Raw genomic sequence first — 16,253 nt, forward strand, 5'->3', positions numbered from 1 at the left:
GAACTGCGATGCGCAATTGCGCATCGGAGAATCTCGACATTGTAGGACCTGATCTCTGGATTCCGGGTTCGCGCTTCGCGCGCCCCGGAATGACAAAGGGGAAAGAATGCTATTCACCGCCGACCATGACGACATTCGCCGTAGCTTACAAAAGTTCATCGCCAACGAGATCAATCCTCATGTCGATGAATGGGAAAAGGCCGACATCTTCCCAGCGCACGAGCTGTTCAAGAAGATGGGCAGCCTCGGCTTCCTCGGCCTGAACAAGCCCGTGGAGTTCGGCGGCTCCGGCCTCGACTACTCCTACGCGCTGATGATGGCGGAGGAGCTGGGTGCCATCACCTGCGGCGGCGTGCCGATGGCGATCGGGGTGCAGACCGACATGGCGACGCCCGCGCTGGCGCGGTTCGGCTCGGATGAGGTGCGCCGCGAGTTCCTGGCGCCCTCGATCTCGGGCGATTTCGTCGCTTGCATCGGCGTCTCCGAGCCCGGTGCGGGCTCCGACGTGGCCTCGATCAAGACCCAGGCGCGCTCCGACGGCGACGATTATGTCATCACCGGCGGCAAGATGTGGATCACCAACGGCACCCAGGCCGACTGGATCTGCCTGCTCGCCAACACCGGCGACGGGCCCGTTCACCGCAACAAGTCGCTGATCTGCGTGCCCATGAAGAGCAAGGGCGTCACCGTCGCCCGCAAGCTCGACAAGATGGGCATGCGCTCCTCCGACACCGCGCAGATCTTCTTCGACAATGTCCGCGTGCCCAAGCGCAACCGGATCGGCGAGGAGGGCAAGGGCTTTACCTATCAGATGATTCAATTCCAGGAGGAGCGGCTCTGGGGCGCGGCGGCCTGCCTGAAGGCGCATGAATACATCATCGATCAGACCGTCGGGTACACCCGCAACCGCAAGGCCTTCGGGAAGTCGATCCTCGACAACCAGGTGGTGCACTTCAAGCTGGCGGAGATGCAGACCGAGGTCGAGCTGCTGCGCGCGCTGATCTATCGTGCCGCCGAGCAGCTGGTGGCCGGCGAGGACGTGACCAAGCTCGCGACCATGGCCAAGCTCAAGGCCGGCCGGCTCGGCCGCGAGCTCACCGACGCCTGCTTGCAATATTGGGGCGGAATGGGCTTTACCAACGAGACGCCGGTCAGCCGCGCCTATCGCGACAGCCGCCTGACCTCGATCGGCGGCGGTGCCGATGAGGTCATGCTGATGGTCCTGTGCAAGATGATGGGCACGCTGCCCGGCAGCAAAGGAAACGCCTGATGATCACGCTCTATCACTGCGACGCCGCGCGCTCGTTCCGCCCGCTCTGGATGCTGGAGGAGATGGGGCTGCCGTATGAGCTGAAGATGCTGCCATTCCCGCCGCGGGTCTTCGCCAAGGAATATTTCGCGCTCAATCCGCTCGGCACAATTCCCTTCATGGTCGACGGCGAGACGAAGATGACCGAATCCTCCGGCATCTGCCACTATCTCGGCATCAAGCATGGCCCGACGCCGCTGATGGTCGGGCCGGAAGATCCCGCCTATGGCGCCTTCCTGAACTGGATGTATTTCAGCGACGCCACGTTAACCTTCCCGCAGACGCTGGTGCTCCGATACACCCAGCTCGAGCCGGAGGAGCGGCGCAATCCGCAGGTCGCCGGCGACTATGCAAAATGGTTCCTGGGCCGGTTGCGCGCCGTCGAGGCAGCGACGGCCAATGCCGAAACATTGTGCGCCGGCCGCTTCACCGCCGCTGACATTGTCATCGGTTATGCGCTTCGGCTGGCCGACAACATCGGGCTTGCCAAGGATTTTGGGCCAAATGTCGCAGCCTATTGGGCCCGCCTGCAGCAGCGGGACGGTTTCAAGTGTGCGGTTGCTGCGGAACAGAAGGCTGGCGCCGAGCAGAATGTTGCACCGCGCGTGAGGGCGTAAGTTTTAGGTCGTCATTCCGGGGCGATGCGCAGCATCGACTATGGTGCGCCGTTGCGCAGCTGGGAATCTCGAGGTTCCCCGGTGCGCAATTGCGCACCTGAGGTTCGGTCCTAAGGACCGCCCCGGAACGACGGCGCGTGTGTTTTGACAGCGCTATCCCGTCGTGACAGCGCCCAAATTTCCGCTAAGGTGACCTCCGTCCGCAGCGGCCAGAGAGCCGCGCGAGGAGGATCCCAATGGAAGATAAAGGTCGCGAATCCGACCATCTGATGCTGATCACGCCGGAGCGGGTATTCTATGCGGGCCTGCTCGGGCGCCCTCGCAAGCGGACCCCCGGCTGCTGCCATATCTACGTCGCGGTGAAAGGCAGCCTGCACCTCACGATCGACGACGTCCACACGTCGGACGAATTGATCGTGACCCTGCCGAACCAGCGGCATTCCATCGCCGGCGACTACCGCACTGCAATCAGCGTGACCCTCGAGCCGGAAAGCATGCCGGATGGCGTGATCGAGGCCTTGGCCGAGCGGCTGCGAGGGCCGGACAAGGCTCTCTATGCCCGCAAGATCCTCGCCGCCTACGCGCTGCTACGCCAGCGCCGCTACGGCGACATCACCACCGCCGAGTTCGACGAGATGTGCTTTGGCGAGGCGCTTGCCCGCCGCGAGCTCGATCCGCGCGTGACCCGCGCCGTCGCCCGCATCGAGCGGTTCTCCGGCGAGCCGGTGACGGCCGACACCTGCGCGGCGGAAGCAGGGCTCTCGGCCTCGCGCTTCCTGCATCTGTTCAAGGAAGAGACCGGCATCTCGTTCCGCTCCTTCCGCGCCTGGAAGCGCGCACGGCATCTGCTGCACTTCGCCAACCAGGACCTCAACCTCGCCCATCTCGCGCAGGACATCGGCTATCCCGACTCCACGCATTTCAGCCATTCGATCCGCCGCTTCTACGGATTGAAGCCGCGCGCGATCTTCGTCGGCTCGCGCGACCTTGCGATCTATCGCAGCACCGAGACGGTGAGGCTCGCGGAGGCGAGTTAGGCTCGCTCTCGTAGGGTGGGCAAAGGCGCTCTTGCGCCGTGCCCACGACCTCTCGGCAACTGGCAAAGATGGTGGGCAAGCTTCGCTTTGCCCACCCTACGAATTCGTCGTGTTTTCCAGCTTCTCCGCGCAAGAAGCCGCATGCCGCCCATCCCATGATCGCAAGCGTTGAATTCTCAACGTGCGAGATATCCAAGGCATGAGCGACAAGGCCGTCATCACCTGCGCGCTGAACGGCGTGCTCACCGATCCCAAGCAGCACAATGTGCCCGTGACGCCCGAGCAGATGGCGCGCGAGGCCAAGGCTGCGTTCGACGCCGGTGCGTCCGTCATGCACATCCACCTGCGCCAGCAGGCGCCGGGCAAGGGCCATCTGCCGTCCTGGGAGGTCGCCGTCAGCAGGGAGATCCAGCAGGCGATCCGTGAAGCCTGTCCCGGCGTGATCATCAATCACACCTCGGGGGTGTCAGGGCCGAACTACTCCGGCGCGCTCGACTGCATCCGTGAGACCAAGCCGGAGATCGCCGCCTGCAACGCCGGCTCGCTGAATTATCTGAAGGTGAAGGCCGACAATACCTGGGCCTGGCCACCGATGATGTTCGACAACGCGGTCGAGAAGGTGAAGGACTATCTCGACGTCATGAACGCGGTCGGCACCATTCCCGAGTTCGAATGTTTCGACGTCGGCATCGTCCGCTGCGTCGGCATGTACACGCAGGTCGGCATGTACAAGGGACCGCTCGAGTATAATTTTGTGATGGGCGTCGCTTCGGGAATGCCTTCGGATCCGGAGCTGCTGCCGATCCTGATCAAGCTGAAACGTCCCGAGGCGCATTTTCAGGTCACCGCGATCGGCCGCGAGGAGATCTGGCCGCTGCACCAGCGCTGCGCCGAGCTCGGTGGCCACCTGCGCACCGGTCTCGAAGACACCTTCTATCTCGCCGACGGCAAGAAGGTGACGTCGAACGGCCAGCTGATCGAGGCCGTCGCCGCCTGTGCCCGCCGTGCCGGCCGCGAGATCGCAAGCCCCGCCGAGGCGCGGAAGATCTTTGGGACGAATCGCTGAATGTAGCCCCAGCCGTCATTGCGAGCGAAGCGAAGCAATCCAGAGTGCATCCGCGGAAACAGACTGGATTGCTTCGTCGCTTCGCTCCTCGCAATGACGGGTAGGATAGAGTCATGTCCATTCTCGAAAACACCATCTCCCCCGGCGGCGCCGCCTACCACGCCAACCGCGACGGCATGCTCGGCCTCATCGACCGCATGCGCGCGCTGGAAGAGCGCACCCGCGCGGCGTCGGCGGCGGCGAAGGATCGCTTTCACAAGCGCGGCCAACTGCTGCCACGCGAGCGCGTCGCGCTGGTGCTCGATCCCGGTGCGCCCTTCATCGAGCTGTCGACGCTCGCCGGCTACATGTTCGATGTACCCGACGCGACCAAGAGCGTGCCCGGCGGCGGCGTCATCGCGGGCATCGGCTTCGTCTCGGGCATTCGCTGCATGGTCAGCGCCAGCGATTCCGGCATCGATGCCGGTGCGCTGCAGCCTTACGGTCTCGACAAGACGTTGCGGGTGCAGGAGCTCGCGCTGGAGAACAAGCTGCCCTACGTGCAACTGGTCGAAAGCGCCGGCGCCAACCTGTTGCGCTACCGCGTCGAGGACTTTGTCCGTGGCGGCAACATTTTTCGCAATCTGGCGCGGCTCTCTGCGGCAGGCCTGCCCGTCGTCACCGTCACGCACGGCTCCTCGACTGCCGGCGGCGCCTATCAGACGGGTCTCTCCGACTACATCGTCATGGTGCGCGGCCGTACCCGCGCCTTCCTCGCGGGGCCGCCGCTGCTGAAGGCCGCGACCGGCGAGATCGCTACGGAAGAAGAGCTCGGTGGCGCCGAGATGCACACGCAAGTGTCCGGTCTCGGCGACTACCTCGCCGAGGACGACCGCGATGCACTGCGCATCGCGCGCGAGATCATGGCGGCGCTGCAATGGGAACGGCCGGGCAGGACGGCGTCGGCATTCAAGCCACCACGCTATGACCAGGACGAGCTGCTCGGCATCATGCCGATGGACCACAAGCGCTCCGTCGACATGAAGCAGGTGATCGCACGTATCGTCGACGATTCCGATTTCACCGAGATGGCACCGAACTACGGACCCGCCACCGTCTGCGGCCACGCCCGCATCGAAGGACAGGCGATCGGCATCATCACCAACAACGGGCCGCTCGATCCCGCCGGCGCCAACAAGGCGACGCATTTCATCCAGGCGTGCTGCCAGACCCGCACGCCGATCCTCTATCTCAACAACACCACCGGCTACATGGTCGGCAAGGCCTATGAAGAAGCCGGCATGATCAAGCACGGCTCGAAGATGATCCAGGCGGTGACCTCGGCGACGGTGCCGCAGATCACCATCTATTGCGGCGCCTCGTTCGGCGCCGGCAATTACGGCATGTGCGGCCGCGGCTTCCATCCGCGCTTCTGCTTCTCCTGGCCGAACGCCAAGACCGCGGTGATGGGCGGCGAGCAGGCCGCCGAGACCATGGCTATCGTGACGGAAGCGGCCGCCGCGAGGCGCGGGAAGCCGGTCGAAAAGGACAAGCTCGATGCCATGAAGGCGCAGATCATCGGCGTGTTCGACGGCCAGATGGATGTATTCTCGACCAGCGCGCGCGTGCTCGACGACGGGGTGATCGATCCGCGCGACACCCGCGCGGTGCTGTCCGAAGTGCTCGCGATCTGCCGCGAAGGCGACGCGCGGAATCCCCAGCGCATGCAGTTCTCGGTGGCCCGCCCATGAGGAACGGATCAGTGCAGCACCGGCCGTTCTTCAAGGTCCTGGTCGCCAATCGCGGCGAGATCGCATTGCGCGTGATGCGCAGCGCCCGGCAGCTCGGCCTTGGCGTCGTCGCCGTCTATTCGGATGCGGATCGCGATGCGATCCATGTGCAGCAGGCCGACCAGGCCGTGCGCATCGGCGAAGCCTTGCCGGCGCAATCCTATCTCAACATCCCCGCGATCATCGCCGCGGCGAAAGTGAGCGGCGCAGATGCGGTTCATCCCGGCTACGGCTTCCTCGCCGAGAACGAGGATTTTGCGCGCGCCTGCAAGGATGCGGGCCTGGTCTTCATCGGCCCGTCGCCACAGGCGATCGAGGCGATGGGCAACAAGGCCGGCGCCAAGGAGATCATGAGGAAGGCCGGCGTGCCCTGCGTGCCCGGCTATCAGGGCGCCGATCAAGGCGATGAAGTCATGCTGGCGGAGGCCAAAAAGATCGACTTCCCCGTGATGATCAAGGCGGTCGCCGGCGGCGGCGGTCGTGGCATGCGGCTCGTGACGGACGCGGCGTCCTTCCCGGATGCGCTGCGCAGTGCGCGGTCGGAGGCGAAGGCGGCGTTCGGCGACCCCACCGTCATTCTCGAACGCGCCATTCAGAACCCGCGCCATATCGAGATCCAGGTGTTCGGCGACAGCCATGGCAACGCCATCCATCTCGGCGAGCGTGACTGCTCGGTGCAGCGGCGGCACCAGAAGTTGATCGAGGAGGCGCCGTCGCCTGCGGTGACGCCGGTGTTGCGCGCGAAGATGGGTGAAGTCGCGGTCGCCGCGGTGAAGGCGCTGCGTTACGAAGGCGCCGGCACGCTGGAATTCCTGCTCGATGCCAGCGGCGCGTTCTACTTCATGGAGATGAACACGCGTCTCCAGGTCGAGCATCCCGTGACCGAGGCGATCACCGGGCTCGATCTGGTCGAGCTGCAGCTGCGTGTCGCGCGCGGCGAGCCGCTGCCGGTGAAGCAGCAGGACGTGAAGTTCTCCGGCCATGCCATCGAGGTGCGGCTGTGCTCGGAAGATGCCGCGCACGACTTCATGCCGCAGTCGGGCCGCATGGCGCGCTGGCAGGTGCCTGACGGCATCCGCGTCGAGCACGCGCTGCGATCGGGCTCGGAGATCCCGCCGTTCTACGATTCCATGATCGCCAAGGTCATCAGCCACGGCGCGAGCCGCGAGGAGGCGCGGGGGCGACTGATCGTCGGCCTCGAGCAGCTGACCGCGTTCGGCGTGACCACCAACCAGTCGTTTCTGATGTCCTGCCTGCGTCATCCCGGCTTTGCCAGGGGCGAGGCGACGACGGCCTTCATCGGTACGCATCGCGACGAGCTGCTGGCACCGCGCGCGAACGCGGCATTTGACTTGGCGCTGGCGGGCCTGCTGCTCTATATCACCAACCCGCGCACACCGTCATGGCAGGGCGGGCGGAGCCTCGCTGCCACCTTTCCCCTGCCAGCGAAGATCGAGATCGCCGGTCAGACATACGAACTCGAAGTCACGCGCGAGCGCGATGGTAGCTACACCGTTGCCATCGACGGCCGGCGAAACACATTCGAAATTGATCAACTCGACGTCGACGCCGTCCGCTTCCGCCACGATGGCTTGATGGATAGTGCAAAATTCCTGCGCGACGGCGACCGCCTCTACCTCCAGCACCGTGGCATCCCGCTCGCGGTCAGCGATCTCACGCTCGCCGCGCCGAAGGCCACTGCTGCCAATGGCGGCGACGGCAAGGTGCGCGCCGCCATGAACGGCCGCGTCGTCGCCGTCCTGGTCAAGCCGGGTGACCGCGTCACCGCTGGCCAACCGGTTCTGACGCTTGAAGCGATGAAGATGGAGCACGTCCACAAGGCCGGCGTCGACGGCGTGGTGGCGGCTATCGACGTCGCCGAAGGCGAGCAGGTGACGACGGGCAGGATCGTTGCGGAAATCGGGGCATAGTCGGCGCCACGAACTCCGCAATCGTAGGGTGGGCAAAGGCGCAAAGCGCCGTGCCCACCATCTCGCGCTAATCGCAGAAAAGTCGTGGGCACGCTCCGCTTTGCCCACCCTACGGCATCTCGCGCGCGATAAAAATTCCCTTATTATTTCAGTTGCTTAATTGCGTATCGGCGCGAGGGTTGAATTCAATTTGAACTTTGTTCATTTTTCACCTAAAAATAATGAACGTTGTTCAATTTTGGAGCCGGCATGTTGCGCGTCAATGATCCCGCCCAAGCGACCAATCCGACGCTCCCGTCGGTATCCCGCCGCTTCTCGTTCGTCGCCCCACAACTCCGCGAGGGATACCTGATTGGAGCCCTCTGCGTTCTGGCGCTGTCGGCGCTCCTTGCCCCCGCGCTGCCCGCCGCCGCTTGGCACATCCCGCACTTCGTCGACAGTCGCACCTGGCTCGGCGTGCCCAACGCAGGCGATGTGCTGAGCAATCTCGCCTTTCTCGCGATGGGCGTCTGGGGCTCGGAGCGGCTACGCGCCCGCCATGATGCGCCCGTGGGTGCAAGCTGGTTTTTCGTCGGCCTGATCCTCACCTGCCTGGGCTCAGGGTTCTATCATCTGGACCCCGACATGCCGCAACGGCTCGTGGCTGATCGTCTCGGCATGGCGGTGGCATTCGCAGGCTTTCTGGGCATCGCGGCCAGTGAGCGCGTCAGTGTGCGCGCCGGCGAGGCGGTGCTGGTGCTGATGATGGTTGCGGGCTTGCTTGCTGCCTGGGTGGCACGCGAGAATCTCACGCCATGGGTGGTCGTGCAGTTCGGCGGCATGGCACTTGCCGTGGGACTGGCGTTGGCGCGGCCGCAGCCTGGCGCGCTCGGCGTGCCGCTCGGCGGCGTGATCTTCTTTTATGTGCTGGCGAAGCTTTTCGAACTCGGTGACGCGCTCATTTTCGAAGCGACAGGACACATCGTCTCGGGCCACACGCTCAAGCATCTGGCCGCAGCGCTGGCGGCCTGGCCGGTGATCCGCACGCTCCGCAATCGTACCGAGCGTAGGGTGGATTAGATTAGCCCGCGGCCGCGCCAAGCGCGGTCCGCGGGCGCAATCCACCTTTTTGATCTCCGCGGAAACAGAAGTGGTGGGTTACGCCTTGCGGACCACCCTTCGCGCAGTCCGCAAGGCTAACCCACCCTACGGGACCGTGTTGCTCCGCCCCGTGCCCTCATTGAGCAGACACGCCACCTGATGCCCGTCGCCCGCGTCCAGCAGCGCCGGCCGCTCCATCCTGCAACGCTCCATCGCAAATCGGCAGCGGGTGTGAAACGCGCAGCCTGAGGGTGGATTGACCGGGCTCGGCACATCGCCGTCGACCAGCGGCGCGAGCTTCTTCGCGAGCGGATTGGCGACTGGAACTGAGGCGAGCAGGGCCTGCGTGTAGGGATGGCGCGGATTGCGGAACAGCTCGTCCTTGCCCGCGATCTCGACGATGCGGCCGAGATACATCACGGCGACGCGGTGGCTGATGTGCGCGACCACGGCGAGGTCGTGCGCGATGAACAGATAGGAGAAGCCGTGCTGGCGCTGCAGGTCGATCAGCAGGTTGATCACCTGCGCCTGGATCGAGACGTCGAGCGCGGAGACCGGCTCGTCGCAGACGATCAGGCGCGGCTCCAGCGCCAGTGCGCGCGCGATGCAGATGCGCTGGCGCTGGCCGCCGGAGAATTGATGCGGGAAGTTGTGCATCTGATCGGCTCGCAAGCCCACCTGCTCGAACAGCGTTGCGACCCGCGCCTCCAGTTCCTTGCCGCTGGCGAGCCCGTGCACCGCAAGCGGCTCGCCAACGATGTCGCCGGCGGTCATGCGCGGATTGAGCGAGGCGAACGGGTCCTGGAAGACGATCTGCATCGAGCGCCGGTGCGGGCGCAGTGCTGCCTTGGACAGATGGGTGATATCCTCGCCGTCGAGGTGAATCTGGCCCGAGGTCGGCTCGACCAGCCGCAACACGCTGCGCGCCACCGTCGATTTGCCGCAACCGGACTCGCCGACGAGCCCGAGTGTCTCGCCGGCATGCAGCGAGAACGAGACGCCGTCGACCGAGTGCACGGTGCCGACCTGCCGGCGCAGCACGCCGGCCCGCACCGGGTAGTGCTTCTTGAGGTTGGTGACTTCGAGCAGAACGTTGCTCATGCCACCTCCGCGACTTCTTCCGCACGCCAGCAGGCGGCAAGATGTCCGCCGCCCCAATCCGCCAGCGGCGGATACTCGGCCTCGCAGCGCTTGATCGCGAGCTTGCAGCGCGGCGCGAAGGCGCATCCCTTCGGTAGCCGCACCAGCGACGGCACGGTGCCGGGAATTTCGTTCAGCCGTGCCGGCGCCGCGACGCCGGATGCCGGCACCGCTGGGATCGAGGCCATCAGCCCGCGCGTATAAGGGTGCTTCGGCGCGGCGAACAGCGCTTCGACGCTGGCTTCCTCGACCTTGCGGCCCGCATACATCACGATCACGCGCTGCGCCGTCTGCGCGACCACGCCGAGATCGTGCGTGATCAGCACGAGCCCGGTGCCGAGCTCCTTCTGCAGGTCGAGGATCAGCGCCAGAATCTGCGCCTGGATGGTGACGTCGAGCGCCGTGGTTGGCTCGTCCGCGATCAGCAGCGCCGGTCGGCAGGCCAGCGCCATCGCGATCATCGCGCGCTGGCGCATGCCGCCGGAGAGTTGATGCGGATATTCCTTCGCGCGTCGCGCCGGCTCGGGAATGCGGACCAGGCGCAGCATCTCGACGGCGATATTCTGGGCCTCTTTGGCCGGGATGCTCCGGTGCAGCCGCACCGCCTCGACGATCTGGTCGCCGATCCGCATCACCGGATTGAGCGAGGTCATCGGCTCCTGGAAGATCATCGAGATGCGGTTGCCCCTGATGGCACGCATCTCCGCCTCGTCCAGCGCCAGCAGATCGGTGCCTTCGAGCGAGACGGAGCCGCCGACGATGCGGCCGGGCGGGTCGGGCACCAGCCGCATCAGCGACAGCGCGGTGACGCTCTTGCCACAGCCGGATTCGCCGACGATCGCCAGCGTCTCGCCGCGCTTCACGGTAAAGGAGACGTCGTCGACCGCTTTGAACAGGCCGGAATTGGTGAAGAATACCGTTTTCAGGTTCTTCACATCGAGCACGAGGTCGGGTTTGTCAGCCATCAGCCGCGTTGCCTCGGATCAAGAATGTCGCGCAAGGCGTCGCCGAACAGGTTGGCGCCGAACACGGCGAGGCTGATCGCGATGCCCGGGAAGATCACCAGCCACGGCGCGGTGCGGACATATTCGGCGGCGGACTCCGAGAGCATGCGGCCCCATGATGGATAAGGCTCGGGAATGCCGAGGCCGAGGAAGGAGAGCGAGGCCTCGGTGAGGATGGTCGAGCCGAGCTGGGCGGTGGCGAGTACGATCAGCGGCGCCAGCGTGTTCGGCAGCACGTGGCGGAGCGCGATGCGCACTTCGCTCATGCCGATCGACTTGGCGGCTTCGATAAAGGGAAGTTCGCGCAGCGCCAGCGTGTTGGCGCGGATGACTCGCGCGACCGTCGGGATCAGCGGAATGGCAATCGCAATGATCACGTTCGGCAGCGATGGGCCGAGCGCCGCCGTCATCACCAGCGCCAGGACCAGCAGCGGCAGCGCCTGGAGGACGTCGGAGACGCGCTGGAACACGAGATCGACCCAGCCGGAGAGATAGCCGGAGGTGAGGCCGACGATGACGCCGATCGTGCCGCCGAGCGCGGTCGAGCCGATCCCGACCGCCAGCGAGATCCGCGCGCCGTGGATGATGCGGCTGAACACGTCGCGGCCGAAGGAGTCCGTTCCCATCCAGTGCGCCAGGCTCGGGCGGGCCAGAGCGCGGGCCGAATCGATCGACAGGGGATCGTAGCGCGCGATGAAATCGGCGAAGACGGCCGTGAATACGAACACGGTCATGATGACGAGGCCCGCGGCACCCAGCACATGCCGCTGTGCCAAAAACAGTACGCGGCGCCAGCCCCCGGTCGCATGCGCGCCGGCCCGCCTCAGTTCAACGTCGAAGTCGATCGCGGCCAAATTGATCTCCTAGTCCGTGTATCTGATGCGCGGATCGAACACGGCGTAGAGCATGTCGACGATGAAATTCGCGCTCACCACCACGACGGCGATCAGCATCACGAGGTTCTGCACGATCGGATAGTCGCGCCAGCGGATCGCCTCGACCAGGAAGCGGGCGACGCCGGGGATGTTGAACACCGTCTCAGTGACGATCAGGCCGCCGATCAGGAACGCAGCCTCGATGCCGATCACGGTGATCACCGGCAGGATCGCGTTCTTCAGCGCGTGGTGATAGTTCACGGCGGCATCGGAGGCGCCCTTGGCGCGCGCGGTGCGGATGTAGTCCTGCCGCAGCACCTCCAGCATCGAGGATCGCGTGATGCGCATGGTCAGCGCGGCGCTGCGGAAACCGACCGCGGCGGCCGGTACGGCGTAGGTTGCGAACGCCTCGAGCCAGGTCTTCGGGTTTGGATTGAAGATCGGCATCTGGCCGAACATCGCCACCGACGCAGTCAGGATGAGCAGGCCGAGCCAGAACGAGGGCAGCGACAAGCCGCTCAAGCTGACGACACGCAATGCGTAATCCAGCCGTGTGCCCTGCTTCACCGCGCTGATGACGCCGAGCGGAATACCGATCGAGGCCGAGAATAGCAGCGCGAGGCCGGCTAGCTTTGCCGTGATCGGAATCCGCGGCAATATCTCCTGCAGCGCGGGCTTTTCGGAGACGTAGGAGTAGCCGAAGTCGCCGTGCAGAAAACCGCTGATCCAATGCCAATATTGCACGATCAGCGGCTGGTCGATGCCGAGCTCCTTCTCCAGATTGGCCTTGTCGGCGGGATCGACATAGCCGGCGGCTGCGAACAGGATGTCGACGATGTTACCCGGGACGATGCGCAGCAGGACGAAGATGACGACCGAGATCCCAAACAGGGTCACGAGCATCAGGAACAGGCGTCGCACCAGATAGGCAAACATCCTTCGCCCTCCGCGAGCCGCTAGAGCATGATCCGGAAAGGTGCGCAGCGGTTTTCCGACAAGATCATGCTCAAAACCAAAATCCCGAAGCCTTCAGCCTGCCGCGCTACTTGTCGAGCCACGCGTCCTCGTAGCGAAAGCCGTTATAGGAGCTGTTCGACATGATCGTGATGCCCTTGACGTAGGGCTGCCAGCAGGTGCCGGCCCGTGCATGGAAGATGATCGGACGGGCAACGTCCTCCTGCAGCTTCTTGTCGATGTCCCACACCAGCGGCTTGCGCTTGGCGGTGTCGGTCTCCTGCGACTGCACGTCGAACAGCTTCTCGATCTCCTTGTTGCAGTAATTGGTGTAGTTCCGTTCCGAGCCGCAGGAATAGTTTTCGTAGAAGGACTGATCGGGGTCGTCGACGGAATTGCCGGTCAGGTTGAGGCCCAGCATGTAATCCTTGCGCGCGACTTTCGGGAACCAGTTCGCGGTTTCCACGACGTCGAGCTCGCCATCGATATAGATGCTCTTGAGCTGGTCGATCAGGATGACGGCGGGGTCGCGATATTCCGCCAGATTGCGCGTCGAGACCTTCACCGCGAGATGCTTGTCAGGACCGTAGCCCGCCTTCTGCATCAGCTTCTTTGCCTCTTCCCGATTCGCGTTCACGTCCCGGCCGTAGCCCGGAATGGTCTCGAGCTTGTCCTTGGGCATGCCCCAGATGCCCTGAGGCGGTGGCAGCATGGTGCCGCCGATATCGGCCTGGCCTTCGAACAGGATATCGACGAACGCCTTGCGGTCGAGTGCAAGCGCCACCGCCCGGCGAATATCGATGTTGTCGAATGGCGCCGAGGTCGAATTGACGATGATGTTGGTCGAAACGTTGGTCGGCTCGACCACGCAAGTCGCGTTCGGCGCCTGCGACTTGATGTCCTTCAGGAGCGGGATCGTGATGTGCGTCGGGAAGGTCATGTCGAACTTGCCGGCGACGAACGCCAGGATCGCGGTCGAGCGGTTCGTGATGATCGTGTACTCGATGCCGTCGAGATAGGGCAGGCCCTTCTTCCAATAGTCCGGATTTCGCGTCAGCTTGATCGATTCATTGGCCTTGAACTCGACGAATCTAAACGGTCCGGTCCCGATCGGATGGGTGCGCATGTCCGCCGGCGAGACGTGACAGGGATAGACCGGCGTATAGCCGGACGCGAGCATCGCCAGCAGTGACGGCTGTGGCCGCTTCAGGTCGAAGGAGACCTCGAAATCGCCGCTCGTCGTGATCTCGTTGACTTCGTTGTACCAGGCCTTGCGCGGATTCTGCCGAAGCTTCTGCTGCGATTTGCCCATCAGCAGATCGAAGCTGCATTTGACGTCGGCCGATGTGAACGGCTTGCCGTCGTGCCATTTGACGCCCTGGCGCAGCTTGAACGTCAGCTTCTTGTTGTCGCTGCTCCAGGACCAGCTTTCGGCGAGCTCAGGCCGCAGGGTCTCAGGACTGTTCTGCGCGATGTGCTGGTCGTAAATGACGAGGTTATTGAAGACGCCCATGAACGGCACGTTGACCGAATAGGTCGCGCCCTCGAGGATCGATGCGTTGGCCGGGCTGTCGCGGTGATACATTCGCAGGACGCCGCCCTGCTTGGGCTCGCCGGCGAGCGTGGTGGTTGAGGCCGTCAGCACAGATAGCGCCGCCATTGCGGCGAGCGCCCACACGCTCCGCATGCTCATCCTCCCTGGACGTCAGTCTTTTGGGCCTTTGCGGCCTGTTTGTCGCGACGATAGCACGCGAGTTGAGGGAGGCAACCGGTAAGGCCGCATGCCGCCTCGACAATTCGGATGACCGAAGGCCGCAGGTCTTACTCTCATGATGTGAGAGTGCAGGTGCGAAGAGATGGTTCCGGTGCTGGTGTTGCGCGCAATCGTATCAACAAGCTCGCCGCCGCGCCCTCACACGATCCGCGACGCCTTGTTCCCCCAATACCGGTCCCGCAGCAGCCGCTTGTACAACTTCCCGGTCGGCAGCCGCGGCAATTCCTTTTCGAAATCGATCGAGCGCGGCACCTTCTGCCGCGACAGCGATTTTGCGCAGAATGCGATCAACTCTTCGGCGAGGGCCTCGTCCGGCACGACATCAGGCATCGGCTGCACCACCGCCTTCACCTCTTCGCCGAGATCGGGATTGGGGACGCCGAACACAGCGGCATCGGCGACCTTGGGATGGGTGATCAGCAAATTCTCGCATTCCTGCGGGTAGATGTTCACGCCACCGGAGATGATCATGAAGGTGGCGCGATCGGTGAGATAGAGAAACCGGTCGGCATCGACATAGCCGACATCGCCGACCGTGCTCATGCTGCCGTCGGCCGAACGCGCCTCCTTGGTCTTCTCCGGATCGTTGAAATATTCGAACGGCGAGGCGGTCTTGAACCAGACCTGGCCCGGGGTTCCGGTCGGGCATTCCCGCATGTTCTCGTCGAGGATGTGGAGGTCGCCGAGCAGCACCTTGCCGACGGTGCCGCGATGGCTAAGCCATTCCTCGCTGTTGCAGGCGGTGAAGCCGAGGCCCTCCGTGGCGCCGTAATATTCGTGGATGATCGGTCCCCACCATTTGATGATGTCGTCCTTGACCAGGGCCGGGCAGGGCGCGGCGGCGTGGATCGCGATCTCCAGCGAGGACAGGCCGTAACGGCCGCGCACCTCCTCCGGCAACTTCAGCATGCGCGAGAACATGGTCGGCACCAGCTGGGTGTGGGTGATGCCCCACCGCTGGACGAGCTCGAGGTAACGCTCGGGATCGAAGCTCTCCATGATGATCACGGTGCCGCCCATGCGGATCGTGAGGTTCACGGCCGCCTGCGGCGCCGAGTGATAGAGCGGGGCCGGCGAGAGGTAGACCATGCCCTCGCGGTAGTGCCAGAGCCTGGTCAGGAAATCGAACAGCGGCAGATTGTGCTTCGGCGGCTCCTCCGGCAGCGGCCGCAGAATGCCTTTCGGCCGTCCCGTCGTGCCGGACGAATAGAGCATGGCGGTGCCGAGCCACTCATCCGCGATCGGTGTCGCCGGCATATCGGCGGTCACGTCCGCAAGACCGACGATGCGCTCGCTCTCGCCCGGGCCGTCGGCGACGATGCAGAGCTTGATGTCGGGGCAGGCCTTGATCGCCTCGCGGGCGATGGCGAGCTTCGCCACCGAGGTGATCAGGATCTTCGACTGGCTGTTGACCAGCAGATAGGCGAGCTCGCCCGGCGTCAGGAAGGAGTTGATGCAGGTGTAGTACAGCCCGGAGCGTTCGCCGGCGCCGCAGGCCTCCAGATAGCGCGAATTGTTCTCCATGAAGATCGAGTAATGGTCGAGCCGCTTCAGGCCGTGCTGGCGGAACAGATGGGCCAGCCGGTTGCTGCGCGCATCGAGCTCGCGATAGGTGACGGCCTCGCCTGTGGCCGCCATGATGAAGGCGGGCTGCAGCGGGCGTAGGCGGGCATGCTGACCTGGGTACATCTATCCTC

The 16,253-nt window shown here is 64.4% G+C and carries 13 protein-coding genes; 7 read left to right on the plus strand and 6 right to left on the minus strand.

Going from position 1 to position 16,253, the window contains the following annotated elements:
• Nucleotides 1-106: 106 nt before the first annotated feature.
• The 7 genes from GGD67_RS12205 to GGD67_RS12235 all read left to right on the plus strand — a co-directional run bounded on the left by GGD67_RS12205 (nt 107) and on the right by GGD67_RS12235 (nt 8,788).
• Nucleotides 107-1,270 carry an acyl-CoA dehydrogenase family protein gene (locus GGD67_RS12205; RefSeq protein WP_018316793.1) on the plus strand — a complete coding sequence of 388 codons (1,164 nt, stop codon included), beginning with the start codon at nt 107-109 and terminating at the stop codon, nt 1,268-1,270.
• Entirely contained in the window at nt 1,270-1,926 is a 657-nt protein-coding gene (locus GGD67_RS12210; protein WP_179732984.1) for a glutathione S-transferase family protein, read from the plus strand. Before GGD67_RS12205 ends, GGD67_RS12210 begins: the two co-directional genes overlap by 1 nt.
• Nucleotides 1,927-2,162: 236 nt before the next feature.
• A complete protein-coding gene (locus GGD67_RS12215; RefSeq protein ID WP_179732986.1) occupies nt 2,163-2,963 on the plus strand; it encodes an AraC family transcriptional regulator in 801 nt (266 codons plus the stop codon).
• Nucleotides 2,964-3,162: 199 nt separating this feature from the next.
• Nucleotides 3,163-4,029 carry a 3-keto-5-aminohexanoate cleavage protein gene (locus tag GGD67_RS12220; protein ID WP_179732987.1) on the plus strand — a complete coding sequence of 289 codons (867 nt, stop codon included), beginning with the start codon at nt 3,163-3,165 and terminating at the stop codon, nt 4,027-4,029.
• Nucleotides 4,030-4,142: 113 nt separating this feature from the next.
• Nucleotides 4,143-5,759: an acyl-CoA carboxylase subunit beta gene (locus tag GGD67_RS12225; protein WP_179732989.1), complete on the plus strand. Its 1,617-nt coding sequence runs from the start codon at nt 4,143-4,145 to the stop codon at nt 5,757-5,759.
• Entirely contained in the window at nt 5,756-7,729 is a 1,974-nt protein-coding gene (locus tag GGD67_RS12230) for an acetyl-CoA carboxylase biotin carboxylase subunit (RefSeq protein ID WP_179732991.1), read from the plus strand. Before GGD67_RS12225 ends, GGD67_RS12230 begins: the two co-directional genes overlap by 4 nt.
• Before the next feature lie 249 nt (nt 7,730-7,978).
• Nucleotides 7,979-8,788 (plus strand): hypothetical protein, encoded by an 810-nt coding sequence (locus tag GGD67_RS12235; protein ID WP_179732993.1) that lies wholly within the window; start codon nt 7,979-7,981, stop codon nt 8,786-8,788.
• Between the two features lie 126 nt (nt 8,789-8,914).
• On the opposite strand, the gene GGD67_RS12240 is transcribed toward GGD67_RS12235, so the two are convergent.
• The 6 genes from GGD67_RS12240 to GGD67_RS12265 form a co-directional block, all read right to left on the minus strand.
• Nucleotides 8,915-9,910, minus strand: a complete 996-nt coding sequence (locus GGD67_RS12240; RefSeq protein ID WP_179732995.1) for an ABC transporter ATP-binding protein — start codon at nt 9,908-9,910, stop codon at nt 8,915-8,917.
• On the minus strand, nt 9,907-10,914 hold the full coding sequence (locus GGD67_RS12245) for an ABC transporter ATP-binding protein (protein ID WP_018316801.1): 1,008 nt from the start codon (nt 10,912-10,914) through the stop codon (nt 9,907-9,909). Before GGD67_RS12245 ends, GGD67_RS12240 begins: the two co-directional genes overlap by 4 nt.
• Complete coding sequence (locus GGD67_RS12250) at nt 10,914-11,807, minus strand: ABC transporter permease (protein WP_018316802.1); 894 nt, start codon at nt 11,805-11,807, stop codon at nt 10,914-10,916. The genes GGD67_RS12245 and GGD67_RS12250 overlap by 1 nt, the downstream gene beginning before the upstream one ends.
• Before the next feature lie 9 nt (nt 11,808-11,816).
• Complete coding sequence (locus GGD67_RS12255; RefSeq protein ID WP_018316803.1) at nt 11,817-12,764, minus strand: ABC transporter permease; 948 nt, start codon at nt 12,762-12,764, stop codon at nt 11,817-11,819.
• A 106-nt stretch (nt 12,765-12,870) separates the two neighbouring features.
• Complete coding sequence (locus GGD67_RS12260; protein WP_179732996.1) at nt 12,871-14,469, minus strand: ABC transporter substrate-binding protein; 1,599 nt, start codon at nt 14,467-14,469, stop codon at nt 12,871-12,873.
• A 225-nt stretch (nt 14,470-14,694) separates the two neighbouring features.
• Nucleotides 14,695-16,245, minus strand: a complete 1,551-nt coding sequence (locus tag GGD67_RS12265) for an AMP-binding protein (protein ID WP_179732998.1) — start codon at nt 16,243-16,245, stop codon at nt 14,695-14,697.
• Nucleotides 16,246-16,253: the final 8 nt, after the last annotated feature.

Source organism: Bradyrhizobium sp. IAR9, assembly GCF_013408065.1.
Classification (GTDB): domain Bacteria; phylum Pseudomonadota; class Alphaproteobacteria; order Rhizobiales; family Xanthobacteraceae; genus Bradyrhizobium.

What these genes read in the sequence shown, in the direction of transcription:
- GGD67_RS12215 (WP_179732986.1), top strand. Translation starts at nt 2,163, where the DNA reads ATGGAAGATAAAGGTCGCGAATCCGACCATCTGATGCTGATCACGCCG.
- GGD67_RS12230 (WP_179732991.1), top strand. Translation starts at nt 5,756, where the DNA reads ATGAGGAACGGATCAGTGCAGCACCGGCCGTTCTTCAAGGTCCTGGTC.
- GGD67_RS12260 (WP_179732996.1), bottom strand. Translation starts at nt 14,469, where the DNA reads ATGCGGAGCGTGTGGGCGCTCGCCGCAATGGCGGCGCTATCTGTGCTG.
- GGD67_RS12240 (WP_179732995.1), bottom strand. Translation starts at nt 9,910, where the DNA reads ATGAGCAACGTTCTGCTCGAAGTCACCAACCTCAAGAAGCACTACCCG.
- GGD67_RS12220 (WP_179732987.1), top strand. Translation starts at nt 3,163, where the DNA reads ATGAGCGACAAGGCCGTCATCACCTGCGCGCTGAACGGCGTGCTCACC.
- GGD67_RS12235 (WP_179732993.1), top strand. Translation starts at nt 7,979, where the DNA reads ATGTTGCGCGTCAATGATCCCGCCCAAGCGACCAATCCGACGCTCCCG.
- GGD67_RS12225 (WP_179732989.1), top strand. Translation starts at nt 4,143, where the DNA reads ATGTCCATTCTCGAAAACACCATCTCCCCCGGCGGCGCCGCCTACCAC.
- GGD67_RS12245 (WP_018316801.1), bottom strand. Translation starts at nt 10,914, where the DNA reads ATGGCTGACAAACCCGACCTCGTGCTCGATGTGAAGAACCTGAAAACG.
- GGD67_RS12265 (WP_179732998.1), bottom strand. Translation starts at nt 16,245, where the DNA reads ATGTACCCAGGTCAGCATGCCCGCCTACGCCCGCTGCAGCCCGCCTTC.
- GGD67_RS12255 (WP_018316803.1), bottom strand. Translation starts at nt 12,764, where the DNA reads ATGTTTGCCTATCTGGTGCGACGCCTGTTCCTGATGCTCGTGACCCTG.
- GGD67_RS12205 (WP_018316793.1), top strand. Translation starts at nt 107, where the DNA reads ATGCTATTCACCGCCGACCATGACGACATTCGCCGTAGCTTACAAAAG.
- GGD67_RS12210 (WP_179732984.1), top strand. Translation starts at nt 1,270, where the DNA reads ATGATCACGCTCTATCACTGCGACGCCGCGCGCTCGTTCCGCCCGCTC.